This window comes from Arthrobacter sp. zg-Y20, assembly GCF_030142075.1.
In the GTDB taxonomy this organism is placed as follows: Bacteria; Actinomycetota; Actinomycetes; order Actinomycetales; family Micrococcaceae; genus Arthrobacter_B.
Genome location: NZ_CP126241.1, coordinates 839,456 through 857,567 on the forward strand (window position 1 = coordinate 839,456; position 18,112 = coordinate 857,567).

Genomic DNA, 18,112 nt, shown 5'->3' on the forward strand with positions numbered 1-18,112 from the left:
GGGGTGCAGGCGGTGCGGACCGGTGCGGCTCAATCGGTGCGGCTCAATCCATGCTGCTCAATCCAGCGGGCTCACCTCCGCCGGGCAGTGCAGCCGCCTGGTGTGGTCCACTTCCCGCACGGTACCGGTCAGGGTAACACCGGCCGTTGCACGGATATCAGTGCTGGAGGCGCCCAGCCGCAACTGCAACTCACCGGGTTCCACAATCCGCACCCCGTTCCGGCCGGTGAAGGACGCAACGTCCGCCGGCACGCCAAAGCTCACCCGCGCGGAAGCCCCGGCGGCCAGCGGCACCCGGGCGAACCCCGCCAGGCGGTGCTCCGGACGGACCACCGAGGCCACCGGATCGTGCAGGTACAGCTGGACTATCTCCGTACCGTCGCGCCCGGAGGTATTGGTGACGGTCACGGAGACCGCTGTTTCGCCGTCGACGCCGAACTCCGCAGGACCGTCCAGTGCAGCATCGGCCCAGGCGAAGGTGCTGTACCCGATCCCGTGCCCGAACGGGAAAGCAGGGGTGGGGTCGATGCTGGACACGTCGCTGGACCGGGCCAGGGGAGCGGCCAGATAGGTGGAGGGCTGCGCGCCGGGGGAGGCAGGCACACTGACCGGCAGCCGTCCGCTGGGATTAATCCGTCCGCTGAGCACGCCTGCCACCGCCGGTCCGCCCTCTTCGCCGGGGAAGAAGGCCTGCACAATGGCAGCCGCATCGGTGGCCGCCCGGCCCAGGGCGTAGGGCCGTCCGGTGAGCAGCACCAAGACCACGGGGGTGCCGGTGTCGAGCAGGGCCTCGAGCAGCTGCTGCTGCACCCCGGGCAGCACCAGCGATTCCGTGTCGCAGCCCTCGCCGCTGGTGCCGCGGCCAAACAGGCCGGACCGGTCGCCCAGCACCGCCACCACCACGTCCGCATCCCCGGCCGCGGCCACGGCGGCGTCGAATCCGTCCGTGGCGCGTCCGTCCACGCTGCAGCCTTCGGCGACGGTGATCGTGCTGTCCGGGAATTCGGTGCGCAGTGCGGCGGCCACCGTGGGCAGTTCGATGCCGGCGGCCACCTCCGGATGCTGCACCCCCACATGTGCGGGGAAGGAGTAGCAGCCCAGGAACGCCATCGGATTATCTCCATTGGGCCCGACGACGGCGATCCGTCCCGGTGCGGCCAGCGGCAGAATGCCGTTGTTCGCGGTCAGCACCAGGGCCTGTTCGGCCACTTCGGCGGCCAGGGCACGGTTTCCCGGTCCGTCCAGGTTTACGGATCCCGCTACGCTGACCGCTGGGGCGCCGTCCGAGGCCCTGTCCACCGGGCCGCCGTCCAGATCCAGGCGGGCTATGCCGGCCAGGGCGGGCGGAACCGGCGACCAGTCCGCGTCCAGCAGCCCGAGCTGGATCTTCTGCTCCAGCACCCGCTGCACGGCGGTATCGATCACGGACTCATCCAACCGGCCGGCCTCCAGTTCCGCCAGCAGCGGCTCGCCGAAGGCGTCCACGGTGGGCAGTTCGACGTCGACCCCTGCGGTCAGTGCCGCCGCGGCGGCCTCGCCCATGGTGCCGGCCACCCGGTGCAGCTCCTTGAGGAAACCCACTCCGAAGTAGTCGGCCACCACGGTGCCTTCAAATCCCCAGGTCTCGCGCAGGAGGCCGGTGAGCAGGTCCCGGTCCGCAGCGGAGGGGACGCCGTCGACGTCGGTATAGGCGTGCATTACCGAACGCACGCCGGATTCCCGGACCGCCATTTCAAAAGGTGGCAGCAGCACGTCGGCGCGCTCGCGGACACCTACCGAGACGGGCGCCAGGTTGCGGCCGGCCTTGGAAGCCGAGTAGCCCACAAAGTGTTTCAGCGTGGCCACCACGCCTGCGCCTTCCAAGCCGCGGATGTAGGCGGAGGCGATGCTCCCCACCAGGTACGGGTCCTCGCCGATGGTTTCCTCGACCCGTCCCCAGCGGGCGTCGCGGACGACGTCGAGCACCGGAGCCAACCCCTGGTGCACCCCGACGGAACGCATGTCCGCGCCGATGGCTGCGCCCACCCGGGCAATCAGCTCAGGGTTGAAGGTGGCCCCCCAGGACAGCGGAACCGGGTAGGCCGTAGCGCCCCAGGCCGCGAATCCGGCCAGGCACTCCTCATGCGCCATGGCAGGGATGCCGAACCGGTTGGCTCCGGCGATCCGCTGCTGGGTGCGCATCAGGGACAGGGCACCCATCCCCGCATCCACCGGGTGCGTACCGAAGGGGCGGGTGAGCTGGCCCAGCCCGGAAGGGAGCAGGTTCTCGAGGGGGACCGGTTCCTTCATGTCGTGCTGATGCGGGGCGACCTGGCCGCCCTCGCTGGAGGCACCCACCCAGACGCCAAAGAGTTGGGCCACTTTTTCCTGCCTGGTCATCTGTGCTGCCAGCAGGGCGGCGCGCTCGCGGGCGGTCCGGGAGGTGTCACGCCAGGGCAGGTAATCAACTGTTGTATCTGTCATGTCTACTTTCCGCCCACGCCCATAAGGCCCTGGACCAGCGCGCGACGCGCAAAGAGGTACACCAGCAGCACCGGAATCATGGAGAGCATCACTGCGGCGAGGATGCCCGGCACGTTGATGCCGTACTGGGTTTGGAAGTTGAACAGGCCCAGGGTGACCACCTTGGTGGAGTCGGACTGGGTAAGGATCAGGGGCAGGAGGAACCCGTTCCAGCCCTGCAGGGCGGCGAACACGGCGATGGTGGACAGTCCGCCCTTGGACAGCGGCAGCACCAGGCGCAGGAACGTGCGCGCCGTGGAGGCGCCGTCCACGGACATGGCCTCGTAGAGGTCGGGGGTGATGTCCCGCATGGTCCCGGAGAGGATCAGGGTGCAAATCGGCAGGGCGAACGCCGCCGTGGGCAGGATGATGCCCAGCAGAGTGTCATACAGCCCTACGGAATTGATCAGGTAGAACATCGGCACAATCACCGCCTGCACCGGAATGGCCAGCCCCAGCAGGAAGAACCTGAAGATCAGCGTGGTGGACCGGGACTGGCTGCGCACAATGGCGTAGGCCAGCGGCGGAACCACGAGCAGGACTATGCCCACCACCCCGGCGGTGACCACAAAGGTGTTCAGGAAGTACTTGCCGAAGCCGCTGCGGAACACCTCCAGGAAGTTGTCCAGCGTGAAACCGGTGGGCAGGGCAACCGGGCCGTTGGCGCTGAATTCGGTGCGGCTCTGCACGCTGGCGGCCACCATTACGTACAGCGGCAGGGCCACGATCAGCAGCCAGAGGGTGACGGCGGCGCCGGCAATGTAATTGGGACGGGTACGCATCAGACTCCCTCCATGGTGCTGCGCATTTTGTCGTAGCCGGAGAGCTTCACCATGACCAGGGAAATGGCGGTGGCCACCACCACCAGCACCACGGCAATGGCCGAACCCATGCCGAAGTTGTAGCGGCGGAAGGCTTCCTCGAACATGTAGAAGGCGGTGATGGTGGTGTCTGTTCCGGGTCCGCCGTTGGTCAGGATCAGCACCGTTTCGAAGGTGGTCAGGCCGCCCACCACCATGAGGATCACCGAGGTGATGATGCTGTTGCGCAGCTGCGGCAGGGTGATGGAAAAGAACTGCCGGGCCCGTCCGGCTCCGTCCACTTCCGCGGCCTGGTAGAGCACCGGCGGAACGGATTTGGCGGCCCCTTGGTAGATCAGGGTGTGGAAGGGGGTGAACTGCCACATGCCCACAAAGATGATGACACCTATCGCGGTGGGCTGGTGGCCGAAGAGGTTGCCGTCTCCGAACAGCCAGCGGAACTGCGCCGGGACGCCGAAGTTTGGATCAAGCAGCGCCCGCCACAGCACGGAGATGGCTGCCGAGGACAGCAGCAGCGGCAGGAAGAAGATGGCGCTGAGCACGGCACGGTTGCGTTGCGGCCCGGCCGCCCATACACCGAGGAGGATGCTCACCGGAGTTTGGGTCGCCACCCCGAGCACAATGAACAGCAGGCTCAGCCACAGGCTCTTGAGCATTACCGGATCTCCGGCCAGCTCCTGCCAGTTTTCCATGCCGACAAACTTCGGATCGCCGAGGCCCGTCCAGGTCATAAAGGACAGGACCACGACGGCGATCAGCGGGATCACGGCGAAGAGCAGGAAAAACACGGTGGCGGGCAGGGTCCATGCCACGCCGGGACGGTTGAGGCGGGCCCGGCCCGGCCGCACCGGATGCCCCTTGGCGGGGTGGTCCGATGCGGCCGGCGGCCGCGGGGGAAGCAGAGTGGTCATGGTCTGGCCTTTGCCCCGGTTTACTTCTTCAGGGACTGCATGGCCGAAATGAAACCGTCTTCGTCGATGCTTCCGGCGAAGAAATCGGCCACGGCGCTGTGGATGGTGGGGGTGGCAGCCGGCGGATAGGCCTGGTCCCAGGAGAGCTGGAAGTTCGGGGCGTCCTGCACCAGCTCGAACTGGTAGCGGGCATACTCCGGGTTGGTCGCCTGGTCCAGGAACTGCTCGGTGCTGGTGGTAGTGGGCAGGTTGCCGGTGGCCATCTGCGCCTCGACGAATTCATCCGAGTACATCAGTTTCAGGAAGTCCCGCACGGTGTCCGGGTACCGGGTGTCCTTGAGGACGGAATAGTAGTTATTGGTGTTGCCCACCAGGTTGGCGGCGTCACCCTTCCCGCCCTCAATCTCGGGGAACGTGCTCCAGCCCAAGTTGGTGGCCACGAAGTCAGGGTTGGTGTCCCGGATGGTGGAGTACTCCCAGGAGCCCATCAGTTCGAAGCCGGCCTGTCCGCCCGCCAGCAGCGCGGGGGAGCCGCCGTCGGTGAACTTCACGGACTGGAAGTTGGTGCCGAAGGCGCCGGAATCCACCAGGTCGCGGAGCTTGCCCAGGGCTTCCCGGCTCTCTTCGGAGTCCCACACGCTGGTGTCGCCGTCGAGTGCGGTCTGGAAGAGTTCCGGACCTGCCACCCGGTCATAAACGTAGGAGAACCACATCTGGGTGGGCCATTCATCGCCTCCGCCCAGGGCAATGGGCGTCTTGCCGGCTGCCTTGAGCTTGTCGACGGCGGCGAGCAGGTCATCCCACGTCTTCGGGGATTCGGTGATGCCCACAGAGGCGAGGACTTCCTTGTTGTTGAACAGCATGACCGGCTGGGTGCCGCGCATCGGGATCCCGTAGGGAGTGCCGTCCACCGTGGCGACGTCGAACACCGAGGGCAGGAAGGCGTCCTTGAGCTGCGGGTCCTCTTCGATGAAGTCATCCAGCGGCATCAGCAGGTCAGCGTCCACGAAGTTGGAGATGCTGCCTCCGCCCCAGTTGAAGAAGATGTCCGGTGCGGCGTCGGTGCTCATCACCGTCTGGAGCTTCTGCTGGTAGTCGGCGCCGGGGATGGTGTCCAGGACAACCTTTACATCGGAGGTTTCGTTGAAGCGGTCCACCATGGCGGTTTCGACGTCGTTGCTCGCGTCTCCGTAAACGAGGACGTGAACCTCGTTCTCGGGACGGTCTGAGGATGCGGATTCGCCGCCTCCTCCGCAGCCGGCCAGCGTGAGGCCGAGGGCCAGCGTGCTGGCTGCGGCCAGGACCGGGGTCCGTAGCGAGGGCTTGTTCATCTTTGAACACCTTCCGAAAGTTTCGGTATATTGATCGAAAGTTACTTGACGCGGTCAGCATAAGTTGGGCGTAATGTGATGCGCAACACTTTTCGATAAACTGGTTTCCGTTTTTGTATCGCCTCACCGAAGGGCACTTCATGCCGTCATCCGTCCCGCAGAGCCCGGTCACCCTGGCTGATCTGGCTGCGGAAGCCGATGTTTCCCTCTCCACAGTTTCGAAAGTATTGAACGGCAGGTCCGATGTTTCACGGGCCACCCGGGCGAAAGTGGAGGCGCTGCTGGAGGATCACGGCTACCGGCGGAAGGGAGGAGCGAAGTCGCGGCTGCTCGAGCTGGTGTTCCACGAACTCGAAAGTGCGTGGGCGCTGGAGATCATCCGCGGGGTGGAGAATGTGGCCCGTGAAAAGGGACTGAGCGTGGTCCTGACCGAAAGCGGTACCCGGCACGCGCCGTCGCCCGAGTGGGTGGAAGGCGTGATTGCCCGCCGGCCGGTCGGCGTCGTGCTGGTGTTCTCCGACCTGGCCCAGGACTCGCGCCGCCAACTCGAAGCACGGTCCATTCCTTTTGTCATCATCGATCCGGCGGGTGACCCGGCGCCGGATGTGCCCTCTGTGGGTTCGGCGAACTGGTCCGGCGGCATGATGGCCACCCGGCACCTGATCGATTTGGGGCACACGCGCATTGCCGCCATTACCGGGCCGGAGGACATGATGTGTTCCCTGGCCCGGATTGACGGCTACAGTTCCGCGCTCAATGCTGCAGCCCTGCCCCTGGACCGGGAGCTGATCCGGTACGGGAACTTCCATGTGGACGGCGGACGCGACCACGCCTTGGAACTGCTCTCCCTGCCGGACCGGCCCACCGCCATTTTTGCGGGCAGCGACCTGCAGGCGCTCGGGGTGCTCGACGCCGCCCGGCAGCTGGGCATCAGCGTTCCGGAGGAGCTGTCCATTGTTGGGTACGACGACCTGCAGGTGGCGCAGTGGTCCAGCCCGGCGCTGACCACGGTGCACCAGCCGCTGATCGAGATGGCCGAAGAAGCAGCTCGGATGGCGGTGCGGTTGTTCGAAGGGGAGCGGCCCAACAACCTGCGACTGGATTTGGCCACGTCACTGGTGGTGCGGCAGAGCACGGCGCCGGTGGCGGCACCGGTCGGGTCGCGGGGATCGGGGAACTGAGGTTGGGAGGCGAAGGTTGATCCCCGGCTGCTGGGGCACAGGCGTTCAGAAGGGTGCGGGTTCCAACACGTCGCCGGGCTCACGCGTTGAGGGTGCAGATCCGCATTCCAGGAAAGGATCAGTGCGGTAAACCCGTCCCGTGGGCGAGGTCCACTCGATCACACCTGGTGTTGGCTGGCGGGCCTTCCAATAACCCAGGGTCTTGAACCGGTGGTGCCGGCGGCACAGGTGTTCAAGGTTGCCGTGCTCGGTGGGACCGCCTGCCGCCCAGTCGATGGTGTGGTCGATTTCCGTGACGGCGGTGCTGACCCTGCAACCCGGGAACCGGCAGGTCCCGTCCCGGGCGCGTAGCCAGCGGGCCAGTCCGGCGGGGACTTTCCGACGCCTGCCCACGCCGAGGATTTCACCGGTCTTCGGATCCTGGGCCAGACCCGTCCACCCCGCAGCGTTGCGGGCCAGTCGGCGGGCTTCTTCGGCGCTGATCGGACCGTAGCCGTGGAGCTCAGCCGGCTCCTCGTTGGCGCCGAAGAGGGTTTCAGCGTTGATCAGGACCATGATTTCGGCCCGCGGCAGGACTGCTGAGGCGTCGGGATCGGCCTCGGCAGGTCCACTGCCCGCTCCGCCGGCTGCTCGACCGCCTGCACGGTCGGCTGCACGGTCGGCTGCTCGACCGCCTGCACGGTCGGCTGCTCCGCCGGCTGCTCGACCGCCTGCTCCGCCGGCTGCTCGACCGCCTGCTCCGCCGGCTGCTCGACCGCCTGCTTCGGCGCCCGCTCCACTTCGTGCACCTGACGGGGCTGAGCCGAGGCCGCCCATCAGCAGCTGGGCCAGGACATCGGCGCGCAGCTGGTCCGCAGTCCGGGAGTCACCGGCGGCCTGTTCACCGCGGGCAGCAGTGCTCAAGGCCGTGTAGATCTGCTGGGCTTCCGCGGCCCGCAAATGCGCCGACAGCCACGACATGCCGTCCTCGTCCCGGTCCAGGACAACCCGCCGCTTATCAAAGGCAGTCAGATGCCGTTCGGGCACGGTCTCCGGGTATTTGCGCTCCCTTAGCCGCCTGGCCTTGGCACAGAACTGGCTCCTCGTTACGCCTTCTGCCTTGGCCAGCAGTTCGGACTCGAACCCGGGAAGCTCCGACGCCGGAATGTTCTCACACTGGTCGAGCACCACTTGAGCGTGCCCGTAGCTGAACCGTCCGTCTTCCAATCCGGCCAGGGTGGCGGTATGGACGCCGCAGAGCCTGTCCGCTTCGAACATCATCCCCTGCGCGGTGGTCTGCGGGACGTTCAAAATAGCTGCGCATTCCGAAGCTGCGAGGCTGAACGCGAGCCCGGCTTCTTCCCGGCCCAAATCCTTGCAGAGACCGGACCGAAAGAGTTCCTCCATATGGTGGATCAGGCGGGCCTCCTGTGCCTGCGTCCACCGAACCAGATGGACCACGCGGGCCAAAACATCGCAGGTGGTCTGTTCGTCAAAGGATTCAAGGTTCTGCAGGGCCAGCACCCCGCTGAAGCCGTCCGGAAAACCGGCGTCAAAACCTGGATCTCCGGCAGCGCCTGGATTTCCGGCAGCGCCGGCATAGGCGGTGGTGGAGGCCGCGGCGTCGAAGCCACCGCCGACTTGTCCGGCGTCGTTAACCGCTACATGCAAATCAGCCCGGAAAACTGCGAGTGTGCGCTCCGAGTCGGAGGCACCCGCCTTACCAGCCTGGCCTTTAGCCGACTGGTGTTTTGTCTCTGATTCTTCAGTTATCCGTTCGGTGTTCCCGAGCTGATCCATGCCTCAAGGATTTCATCCGGCACTGACAATTCCGGCCCCAAAAGAGGGTCAAAACGACCTTGTAGGAAACTCCAAATACCCGTCTTTTTGACACCGCTACCTACCCTCCAAAAACTGACCATGTTTCTCCCCGGAGGGCCGCGCTGGAAGGCACACATCGCCGGTTGCCCGGCAACGTTGGCGGCGGGGGTAGGCTCGCCATGGGGGCGACCCGCGACCCGCGACCCGCGGCCCGCAGGTGGCAGGGGACGGCTGATTGCTCCGGCTGGTGAGGTCATACAGAAGGAGCATCTTGAGGTATTCAAACCCCCGTTTCGAGCTAGGGGACGGAACGTGGGCCTTGGTCCAGCATTCGTATCCGCGCCCGTTGTGGGAATACCGGGTTTTTGAAGAAAACGGCGACTTTATCCGCCGGAGCCCGCAGTTCGCCAGCAGATCGGAAGCGGTCCAAGGAATGGAACGGCTCCGCGACGAGCCGGCGCCAATTACCGCTGCCTCCTTCGAGGTCCGGCAACTCACTTCTGCTCACCGGACTGAGGACGGAACACCGCCCACCGGGCAGGAAGCCGTGGCAGAAGTGCGTGACGGCGTTCTTTCGGCAGCCAGGGGGCTTCGCCACGCAGCACTCACCGACGACGATGAACAGCGGGAGAACGTGGCTGATTGGGTGGAAGCCATGTTCAACGCAATTACAGATGAGCAGTCGCTGTGTCGATCTGCTGCCAAGGCGCTGGAACTGTACCGCGGGGGAGCGGGCGGCTTTGCGGACTACGGCAGCGCTGTCATGGCAGAAGCGGGCCACAACCTCGGGCTGGCCTTGATTCGCGGACGGGACTTTCCGGAAACGTGAAACCCGCCCGGCCCTGACGCCACCCCTGCCCGGTACTCAGCCCAAACGGTGAATGGAAAAGGCGACCAGGAACCCGAAGGAAGCAATCAGACCGGTCAGCACGTGGCTCTCTTCGAAAGCCTCGGGAATCATCGTGTCCGCGAGCATGGCCAGGATGGCCCCGGCAGCAATGGCAGTAATGAAGGCGATCAGCTCCACGGGTGCGCCTTGCAAGGCAACAAAGCCGAGCAACGACGCCAGTCCGCACAAGATCGCGATACCGCCCCACACACCGAAAACGTACTTGGCGCTGCGCCCGGAACGCTTCATACCCGCAGTGCTGGAAAGCCCCTCGGGCACGTTGGAAATGAAGACAGCAGCAAGCATGGCCGGGCTGACCGCTGACGCCGTTACCAGCCCCAAACCCAGCACTACGGATTCCGGAATGCCGTCCAGCAGTGCACCCACGGCAATGGCGCCGCCGCTGCCCGGACTGTCCTCCTCGCGGGGGTGCTTGTCCCCGGAACGCTTCCGGTGCCGGGCACCGGCCCGGGCCAGCAGGGTATTGGCCCCGACATACGCCACCGAGCCGGCGAGGAAACCCCAAACGGTGGCCGCGAGGCCGCCGGATTCCACGGCCTCGTCCACCAGCTCAAAGGCCAGGGCGGAAATCAAAACACCGGCGCCGAAAGCCATCACCGAAGAGACGATCTTCGGCGGGATATGCCATTTCCATGCAATGGCGGACCCGATCACCAGCGCCGATCCGGCCACCGTTCCCCACAGCAACGCGTCATACCACGAGCCCAAAGACGTTCCTCTCTCCGTTTACCGAAGATCAGCATACTGATACTTGGGCCAGCAGGTTCCATCACGCCTCCGGTCTATTCGGCCTCGAAGGCCCGCGCGCGGACCAGGGGAACGCGCAGCTTGGACACGGCATCAGACATGAGTTCGGTTCCAACGTCTGAGAAGGAGCCCATTCCGCCATAGAGGCCAAGGCAGTCAGCAGCGCGCTCCCGCAGGTCGCCCGCTTCGGTCACGCCCGCAAACAACTCTTCGATCCGTGCGGCCACCCCGGATCGCCACTCGTCGTTCTCCAGGCGGGCTGCGGCCCGGACAGCGGCAGCGGCTGAAAGGATCTCGTCCCGGATCTCTTCCACCGGCTGCTGGATATTCAACGCCGAGACCTCTGCCGCAGGGGAGAGGATCTCCACCCGGTTCCCGAACGGGTCCTTGCAGTGGAACCGGCCAACGACGGCGGCTTGGGCACCTCCGTCATGCCCAGCGCCTCGCCGTAGAAGTGCCGGGCGGAGTTTTCGCCGTCGGCCGGCATTGAAACCTGGACATGGTGTAACCGCATATTTCCCCCAAACATTGCTCGAACACCCCCAAGCGGGGTGTTCATGCACCGTTAGCCTAGCGTTCGCGACCCCGTAAATCCGGGCAGTTAGCGTGGCACACATACAGCCGTGGCGTTCGGCACGAAGTTCGGCGCCAGGCCCGCGGGAGGCCTAACGTCGAAGTGGACGAGCCACCGTCCGGCGGCGGCTGCAACATCAATGTGCGAAGTGTGACGAGGTACCCCGCAGGTGGCATACAGGACAGGACAGACGGCACTTCAAGGGCACCCTCCGCTGGTGGTGGGGCACCGCGGGAACAGCGGTTCGGCACCCGAAAACACAGCGGCTTCCTTCGCCCGGGCGCGTGCAGCTGGCGCCGACATGATCGAAACCGATGTCCGCCTCACGGCCGACGGCGAGTTGTTCCTTTTCCACGACGAAACCGGCTTCCGCACTACCAACGTGGCGCAGGTCTACCCGTTACGGGCCGGCGACCCCATCACCTCCTTTACCGCAGGAGAGCTCCGCCAGCTGGATTGCGGAGCGTATTTCGACGCGCAGTACACCGGAGAGCCGGTGCTCTTCCTCGCCGACCTTCCCGAGGCGGTTGGTTTTGACCTGGGCATCAACCTGGAGATCAAGGCGCCGGCCAGCTCGCCGGGCGTTGAACAGGCCCTTGCCTCAATGCTGGCCGACCATGATGACTGGATGCGGCTGCGTGAAACCCGGCCGGTGACGGTCAGTTCCTTTGACCCCGCCGCCGTGGGCAAGGCGGCTGACTGCAACCTGCAGGCATGGCAGCTGGTCGACGCCGATCCGGACGCCCTGCTCCTGGACGGGTTGGATCCGCGGACAGCCGGGGTGGTGGCTAATCACCTGTGCCTTACCGACGACGGCGCCGCAGCGGTCCGCGCTGCCGGACTGGGCCTGTGGGTCTACACGGTCAATGCTCCGGCACACAGCGCGAAGGTCCTGGCGCTGGGGGTGGACGCTGTGATTACGGATTACCCGGAAAACCTGCGGACAGTTGTCGGCGGCAGCAGGGAGCAGTCCCTCCTTCCCCTCGCGGGCTAGCGGGCGCGGGCCACAACGTGGACCCTTACACCCGCCCGGGATATCTTCTCCAACGCCGTCGGGTCTGCGGTTTCATCTGTCAGGAAATCGTCGATCTGACGTAGGTCCGCCATTTTCGCCAGGGTCATTTTGCCGACCTTTGATCCGTCGGAAACGACAATAACGCGCTGGGCCGCCTCGACCATCGCCCGGTTGGTCCGGGCTTCCGTGGCGTCATGGGTAGTCACTCCGCCCTCGACGCTGATCCCGTCAGTGCCAAGGACAGCAGTGCCAATGTTCATTGACGCGAAGGCCGATTCGGATAGCGGCCCCACCGCCTCGAGCGAGCTGGCGCGGACGGTACCCCCGGTGATGATGACGTTCAGCCTCGGATTCGCGGCGCAGTCCACGGCAATGGTCAATGCGTTCGTAATGATGGTCAGGTTCGTTCGATAGTGGAGAGCGCGTACGACTTCCTGCGTCGTGGTGCCGCCGCTGACTGCAAGGGCGTGGGGCCCTGATGGGATCATGAGCGCCGCCTGCCGTGCAATAAGGCTTTTGGCCCCCGGCGCCTGGGCGTCCCGCAGCCGCACTGGAATCTCCCTGCTCGAGCCCCTGGCCCTTGCGCCGCCGTGTGTCCTGATCAAGAGCCCCTGTTCATCCAGGGCGGCCAGGTCGCGTCGAAGGGTCGCTTTGGATAGCCCTAATTGCTGGGCGAGACCGTCCAGGGAGGCGTAGCGCTCGTTGTGAAGCACGGACAATATCCGGTGCATACGGTTGAGGCGTTTCCTGCTGATGGCATGGGGGCGGAGTTCCTCTGTTCCCAGGTCTGACATGGCGGCCCGCCTCCCATGCGCGCGCAAAATTTCTGCTCACTTTAGCACCGGGTATTGATATTTATTGCGCAAAGCGAACACTTTACTCATCGCAGGTACGACGCGGGACGCAAACGCCAAAAGGAGCGGGCCATGCCTGGATTTACTGCGCCTACAGCCACCGGAATGCGTACATATTTAGGTGTTGACGGAGGAGGAACGAAAACAGCGTTTGTCCTGATTGACGCAACCGGCCGAGTACTGGCCGAAGTGGAGCAGCCAAGCTGCTACTACGTGGACGAAGGCATTGAGCTTGTAGCAACAGTTCTGCGCAAAGGCATAGAAGAAATATCCCTGCAATCAGGCATAGCCCCCGCAGACATCACACAGTCATTTTTCGGGCTCCCGGGTTACGGAGAGGTCAGCGGGGATGTGGCGGAACTCCGTGCCATGCCGGAGGGCATTCTGGGATCGTCCCGCTACTCGTGCGACAACGACATGATTTGCGGATGGTCCGGCTCGCTCGCTGCAGCGGACGGCATCAACGTCATCAGCGGGACCGGTTCCATGACCTACGGCGAGCGCGCAGGCCGTACCTATAGGGCAGGAGGGTGGGGCGAGCTGTTCGGGGACGAAGGATCCGCATATTGGATTGCCGTGCGCGGATTGAACGCCTTTTCACGGATGAGCGACGGGCGGAAGCAGCGAAGCGAGCTCTACGACGTGATGCGGGCACGCATGAATATCTCCAACGACCTGGACCTGGTCGGCATTGTCCAAAACGAGTGGCACGGCCGGCGGATGGCAATCGCGGACCTGTCAAAGACGGTGGTCCAGGCCGCGGAATTGGGCGACGGACTTGCCGCGGAAATCATCCGTGACGCGTGCCGTGAACTTGTGCAGATTGTCGACGTCACCGCTATGAACCTCAGCTATTGCGCAGATGAAGCGGTTCCGCTTTCCTATTCCGGCGGAATGTTCGGTTCCGCTTACATGCGGAACATGTTCAGCGATGCGATCGGATTCCGCGCGTTCCGCTACGAACTTCGCACGCCTCTCCTCGGGCCGGGAATTGGGGCTGCCCTGTATGCCGCACGGACTGCGGGCCAACCGTTGTCCGATCCGGCGCTCGAGAACCTCCAGCAATTGCAACCCACGACCTAAGGACACCACCATGAGGAAAACCCAGTCCTGGATTGTCTACGCTTCGCTCCTGATTCTTTTCTGGGGCGTTTGGGGCGCCTTTTCCGCCTCTCCCACCACGCTCTACGGATATCCGAACGAAATGGTGTACGTGATCTGGTCACTAACCATGATCATTCCGGCGGCGTTTGCCCTCCGCCGGCAGAAATTCGACCGGCGTTCCATGGCGGCTGTATACGGCGTACTTGTGGGGCTGACCGGCGCAGGCGGCCAGCTGCTTCTTTTCGAGGCACTGTCCCGCGGACCGGCATACCTCATCTTTCCGATCATCTCGATCTCCCCGGCCATCACTGTTGTGATGGCGATCGTCTTCCTCCGGGAGAGACTCACCAAGATTGCAGTACTCGGGCTGGTGGCCGTCCTTGCCGCACTGGTCCTCTTCAGTATCTCCAGCGGCGATGATGATGCCAGTGCGGGGACCTGGCTGCTCCTTTCAATCCTGATTTGCGTAGCCTGGGGCGTGCAGGCGTTCTTTATGCGCAAAGCGGCAACCATCGGCGTGAATGACGCGACTACCTTCGCCTGGATGGCGATCACCGGCCTGCTGCTCGCACCTGTTGCACTCGTAGCCGGCGGCGGAATCCCGCTTGATGCCCCGTGGCAGGCACCGGCCCTGACCGCCGCAACCCAGCTGCTCAATGCCGTAGGTGCCCTGTTCCTCGTGATGGCGCTCAGCCGGGGGAAGGCGTCCGTCGTTTCACCGGTCACGAATGCGCTGGCGCCGGCACTGACCATTGTTGTATCCCTTGCGGTGTACCAGACGCTGCCTTCCACCTACGGGCTGATTGCCATTGTCCTTGCCTTGGTGGGATCAACGCTTATGGTCTACAGCGACGAGCGCCGCGGCGAGGCCCTCAGCGAGGCGGTCCTGGCAGACGACGCCGAACGCCGGACACCCCTGTCCACGTAATCGCGGCCGTTGACCGTGTCCGGGGGCGGGTTTCACACTAAGAGCAGCAGGTGCGAGGTCCGTCCCCGAGCAGAGGTGCTTCCCATGGACAAGAACTTCCTGAACTATCCCGACTGGCAGGCCACCGCGGATACCCTGCACCTGTTCCTGCAGATGGCCGGCAAGGTGAAAGTGGAACGAAGCTGTCCGGAACCGGAGTGGGCGCATGTACGGATGCCGCTGACGGTGCAGGGTATCGGCACCGGCGTGATCCCCGGTCCGGACACCAACTTCGAGATCTATTTCAACCTGCGTGAGCACCACGTCGATGTGCAGAACACCAATTACATCCGCACCCGGCTGGACCTCACCGACGGGCTCAGCGTGGCCGGCTTCTACCAGCAGCTAATGGATGCCCTTGAGTTCATCGAAGCTCCCACGCCCATCAACACGGAGCCGCAGGAATTCTATGATCCAGTGCCTTTTGATGCCGACACCAAGCATCACAGCTACGACAGGCATGCCGTGGAACTGTTCCTGGACAACCTGCACTTCGCCCAGCGGAGCCTGTCACAGTTCCTGGCACCGGTGCGCGGCAAGGTGCATCTGCCGGCGTACTGGTTCGGCACCATGGACATCTCCGGAGCGATTTACAGCGGCCAGTCCGCTCCCTATCCGGGCAAGGGAGCCATTGCCGCAAACAGCTTCGATGAGCGGTTCTGCGAGTTCGGTTTCTGGCCCGGCGACCCGTCCTCCATCGAACCGGCGTTTTACGTGATGCCCTATCCGTTCCTGTCCAACATCGGCAGCTACGGCAGCATGCTGGCGCCGCCCCAGGCAGAGTTCCTCACCAAGTCCAGCGAATTCATCCTCACCCTCAAGGACGCTTTCTCCACCCCCGATCCCCAGCGTGCGGTGGTGGACTTCTGCCGCACCAGCTTCGACATCCTGCAGCGGATGGATCCGTGGAGCGACATTGAGTGGATCACGGAACCGCTGACCTACGCCCCGCAGCACTAGCGCGTGAACGGCCGGAGCGGCTGACGCAGCGCCCCTTCGCGCAGGAGCTTCAGACGGATCTGGCGGGCTGTTTCCATGTGTGCACGGGCAATGCGGCGTGCCTCATCCACGTCCTGCCGCTCAATGGCCTCGATCAGGGCCGCATGCTCGGCCAGTGCGGTATCCCAGCGGGTCTCCACGGACAGCGTGGACTGCGGGGCGTGCACCAGGTGCGTGCTGAGCCGCTCCAGCAGATCCGTCAGGACTGGATTGTGCGCACAAGCCCACACCGCCGCGTGGAATTCCAGATTGGTGGTGATCCGCGTGGTGTCATCAGGCTCCGTCAGCTGCCGGTCGCGTTCCAGCAGGGCCTCCAGCCGCATCAGGTCGGTGAACTGCCGCGCGCGGGCTGCCTGTCCGGCCGCTTCTTCTTCGAGCATGATCCGCATGTCATAGATTTGGATGACCTGCGCCGGATCGATTTCGGGCACCTGCAGCCCTCGTGCCACCCGCTCCAACAGGCGTTCCTGCTGCAGGCGGGAGAGCGCCTCCCGGACCGGAGTCCGGGAGACGCCGAAGCGTTCGGCCAGGGTTACTTCCCGCATGGGCGTACCGGGGCTGTGCACGCCGGAGAGGATCTCACTGCGCAGCGTTGCGAAGATCGCCTCACCGTCAATACGTGCTGATGCTGCTTGGGCCACTGAACGTCCTCGAAGAGATACGGAATATAACCGAAACTGTCGGTCCCAACATTACGCGGTCACACCGGCCCTGCGCGGTCGCACCGGCCCTACGCGGTGACGCCAGCGCGGCGCAGTCAGGCCAGCGCGGCGCAGTCAGGCCAGCGCGCCGGCCCGGCGGCCGAAGACGCAGCCGGCGGCCAGGCCGGACCCGCCGGGGTAGTTGATGCTGAAGAGTCCGCCCAGCATCTCGCCCGCGGCGAAGAGCCCCGGGATGGCGTTGCCCTCGGTGTCCAGCACTCGACCGGAGGTATCGCCCCGGACCCCGCCGAACGTAAAGGTGATGCCGCAGGTGACACCGAACGCGTAGAACGGCCCGGTTTCCAGCGGATTCGCCCAGTTGCTCTTCACCGGAGCGGTTTGGGCACCCCGGCCATCGAGCACGTTGGGATCGAACTCCACGCTGCGGTCAATGGAGGAGTTGTAGTCCGCGACGGTTTTCTCCAGCGCTTCGGGGCTGATGCCGGTCTTGGCGGCCAGCTCCGCGATGGTGTCCGCTGTTTCCACGGAGACACCGGGCATGTCGTATTCCTCGGTGCGCAGCATCGGGCGCAGCGCGGCGTCGAATATCTGCCAGGCGACGGACCCGGGCTGGCGGAGGATTTCCTTGCCGTACTTGGCGTAGGTGTAGTTGCGGAAGTCTGCACCTTCATCCAGGAACCGCTCGCCGTCGCGGTTCACAATGATGCCCAGGGGGTAGCTCTGCCGGGTGAGCCGGTTGGTCAGCTCACGGTTGCTTTCGTTCTCCGGCGTAAAGGCATCCCATTGCACGCTGTGGCAGGTGTTCCAGTCCCCGCCGCGGCCCGCGCCGGCGTCGAGCGCAGCCAGGATCATGTCGCCGGTGTTGTACGGGGTGCCGCGCACCTTCGCGTTCTCCCACCCTTCGCCCAGGTGTTCCCGGCGCAGCTGCGGATCGGATTCAAAGCCGCCGGCGGTGAGGATTACGGACTCGGCTTCGATCCGGTACTCACCAACGGGTCCGCTAACGACGACGCCGGTGACGCGGCCGCCGTCGACCACAAGGCGGGTCGCGGGGCTGGCGTAACGGATGTCAGTGCCCAGCTCCCGGGCCACCCGGACGTGGTCCGCCATCATGCCGTCGCCGCCGCCCACGTTTCCCACGTGCAGCCCGCCCCAGAACAGGTAGCTGCCGTCCGGACGCTCGTAGGCCTGGCGCTCGTACATCAGCCGGTACTTCAGTCCCAGGCCGTTAAGCCAGCGCAGGGTGGACTGGCTTTCGGCGATCAGGACCTCGGTCAGCTCCGGGTCGTTGCGCCCTTCAGTCACCTTGGCCAGGTCCGAGGCGTAGTTTTCTGCGGTGTAAGGCGGCACCACGGTGGAGGCGTGCCGGTCATCGGGTTCCACCAGTCCGGCCAGGTCCTCCAGCCCGCCGTGGACAATCCGCGTGGCGCCGGCGGTGTAGAAACTGTTGCCGCCGGAAAGTTCCTCGGCACCCTTCTCCAGGAGGATCACCTTTCGTCCGCGTTCGGCTGCGGCGTGTGCGGCGGTAAACCCGGCGTTGCCGCCGCCCACCACCACTACTTCGGTCCTGACGGTCTCCGGAACTTCTGTCATGATGCACTCCTGGTTGCTGTTGCATACAACTGTATACATTCAATCTGCGAACGGGGAAGAGTCTACGCAGTTTCCCTACCCGATCCAACGGCGGCGAAATATTGGGGGACATCTTCCTTTTGTTACCGGAGTCGCGTTTGG

The 18,112-nt window shown here is 64.8% G+C and carries 16 protein-coding genes; 6 read left to right on the forward strand and 10 right to left on the reverse strand.

The features are described 5' to 3' along the window. Positions 1-57: 57 nt before the first annotated feature. The 4 genes from QNO06_RS04040 to QNO06_RS04055 are packed head-to-tail and all read right to left on the reverse strand — an operon-like array spanning position 58 to position 5,565. Positions 58-2,463 (reverse strand): beta-xylosidase/alpha-l-arabinosidase, encoded by a 2,406-nt coding sequence (locus QNO06_RS04040; protein WP_227913357.1) that lies wholly within the window; start codon positions 2,461-2,463, stop codon positions 58-60. A gap of 2 nt (positions 2,464-2,465) precedes the next feature. Continuing rightward, entirely contained in the window at positions 2,466-3,284 is an 819-nt protein-coding gene (locus tag QNO06_RS04045; RefSeq protein ID WP_227913356.1) for a carbohydrate ABC transporter permease, read from the reverse strand. Then, positions 3,284-4,234, reverse strand: a complete 951-nt coding sequence (locus tag QNO06_RS04050) for a carbohydrate ABC transporter permease (RefSeq protein WP_227913355.1) — start codon at positions 4,232-4,234, stop codon at positions 3,284-3,286. The genes QNO06_RS04045 and QNO06_RS04050 overlap by 1 nt, the downstream gene beginning before the upstream one ends. A 20-nt stretch (positions 4,235-4,254) precedes the next feature. Continuing rightward, positions 4,255-5,565, reverse strand: a complete 1,311-nt coding sequence (locus QNO06_RS04055) for an ABC transporter substrate-binding protein (RefSeq protein WP_227913354.1) — start codon at positions 5,563-5,565, stop codon at positions 4,255-4,257. A gap of 140 nt (positions 5,566-5,705) precedes the next feature. On the opposite strand from QNO06_RS04055, the gene QNO06_RS04060 reads away from it, so the two are divergent. Beyond that, positions 5,706-6,746, forward strand: coding sequence for a LacI family DNA-binding transcriptional regulator (locus tag QNO06_RS04060; RefSeq protein WP_227913353.1), 1,041 nt, complete (start codon positions 5,706-5,708; stop codon positions 6,744-6,746). Between the two features lie 45 nt (positions 6,747-6,791). On the opposite strand, the gene QNO06_RS04065 is transcribed toward QNO06_RS04060, so the two are convergent. After that, entirely contained in the window at positions 6,792-8,525 is a 1,734-nt protein-coding gene (locus QNO06_RS04065; RefSeq protein ID WP_284162689.1) for an HNH endonuclease signature motif containing protein, read from the reverse strand. Between the two features lie 454 nt (positions 8,526-8,979). Here QNO06_RS04065 and QNO06_RS04070 point away from each other — a divergent pair, with 454 nt between their 5' ends. Continuing rightward, complete coding sequence (locus tag QNO06_RS04070; protein ID WP_227914374.1) at positions 8,980-9,375, forward strand: hypothetical protein; 396 nt, start codon at positions 8,980-8,982, stop codon at positions 9,373-9,375. Positions 9,376-9,411: 36 nt separating this feature from the next. On the opposite strand, the gene QNO06_RS04075 is transcribed toward QNO06_RS04070, so the two are convergent. Next, a complete protein-coding gene (locus QNO06_RS04075; protein WP_227914373.1) occupies positions 9,412-10,164 on the reverse strand; it encodes a ZIP family metal transporter in 753 nt (250 codons plus the stop codon). A 74-nt stretch (positions 10,165-10,238) separates the two neighbouring features. Then, the gene (locus QNO06_RS04080) at positions 10,239-10,571 is read right to left on the reverse strand and encodes a DUF6966 domain-containing protein (protein ID WP_227914393.1); all 333 of its coding nucleotides are present in this window, start codon (positions 10,569-10,571) and stop codon (positions 10,239-10,241) included. 426 nt (positions 10,572-10,997) lie between these two features. Between QNO06_RS04080 and QNO06_RS04090 the strand changes: the two genes are divergently transcribed. Continuing rightward, positions 10,998-11,771, forward strand: a complete 774-nt coding sequence (locus tag QNO06_RS04090; protein ID WP_227914392.1) for a glycerophosphodiester phosphodiesterase — start codon at positions 10,998-11,000, stop codon at positions 11,769-11,771. Here the strand turns inward: QNO06_RS04090 and QNO06_RS04095 are convergent. Beyond that, positions 11,768-12,586 carry a DeoR/GlpR family DNA-binding transcription regulator gene (locus tag QNO06_RS04095; protein ID WP_349774850.1) on the reverse strand — a complete coding sequence of 273 codons (819 nt, stop codon included), beginning with the start codon at positions 12,584-12,586 and terminating at the stop codon, positions 11,768-11,770. The genes QNO06_RS04090 and QNO06_RS04095 overlap by 4 nt on opposite strands. A 165-nt stretch (positions 12,587-12,751) precedes the next feature. Between QNO06_RS04095 and QNO06_RS04100 the strand changes: the two genes are divergently transcribed. The 3 genes from QNO06_RS04100 to QNO06_RS04110 all read left to right on the forward strand — a co-directional run bounded on the left by QNO06_RS04100 (position 12,752) and on the right by QNO06_RS04110 (position 15,677). Next, complete coding sequence (locus QNO06_RS04100; protein ID WP_227926856.1) at positions 12,752-13,729, forward strand: N-acetylglucosamine kinase; 978 nt, start codon at positions 12,752-12,754, stop codon at positions 13,727-13,729. 10 nt (positions 13,730-13,739) lie between these two features. Next, positions 13,740-14,678, forward strand: a complete 939-nt coding sequence (locus tag QNO06_RS04105) for a DMT family transporter (RefSeq protein WP_227914369.1) — start codon at positions 13,740-13,742, stop codon at positions 14,676-14,678. Between the two features lie 84 nt (positions 14,679-14,762). After that, entirely contained in the window at positions 14,763-15,677 is a 915-nt protein-coding gene (locus tag QNO06_RS04110) for a DUF5996 family protein (protein ID WP_227914368.1), read from the forward strand. Here the strand turns inward: QNO06_RS04110 and QNO06_RS04115 are convergent. Both QNO06_RS04115 and tcuA read right to left on the reverse strand, forming a co-directional pair. Next, positions 15,674-16,357, reverse strand: a complete 684-nt coding sequence (locus QNO06_RS04115; protein WP_227914365.1) for a GntR family transcriptional regulator — start codon at positions 16,355-16,357, stop codon at positions 15,674-15,676. The two genes, QNO06_RS04110 and QNO06_RS04115, sit on opposite strands and share 4 nt — an antisense overlap. A gap of 135 nt (positions 16,358-16,492) precedes the next feature. After that, a complete protein-coding gene (tcuA, locus tag QNO06_RS04120; RefSeq protein WP_227914364.1) occupies positions 16,493-17,971 on the reverse strand; it encodes an FAD-dependent tricarballylate dehydrogenase TcuA in 1,479 nt (492 codons plus the stop codon). Positions 17,972-18,112 lie beyond the last annotated feature (141 nt).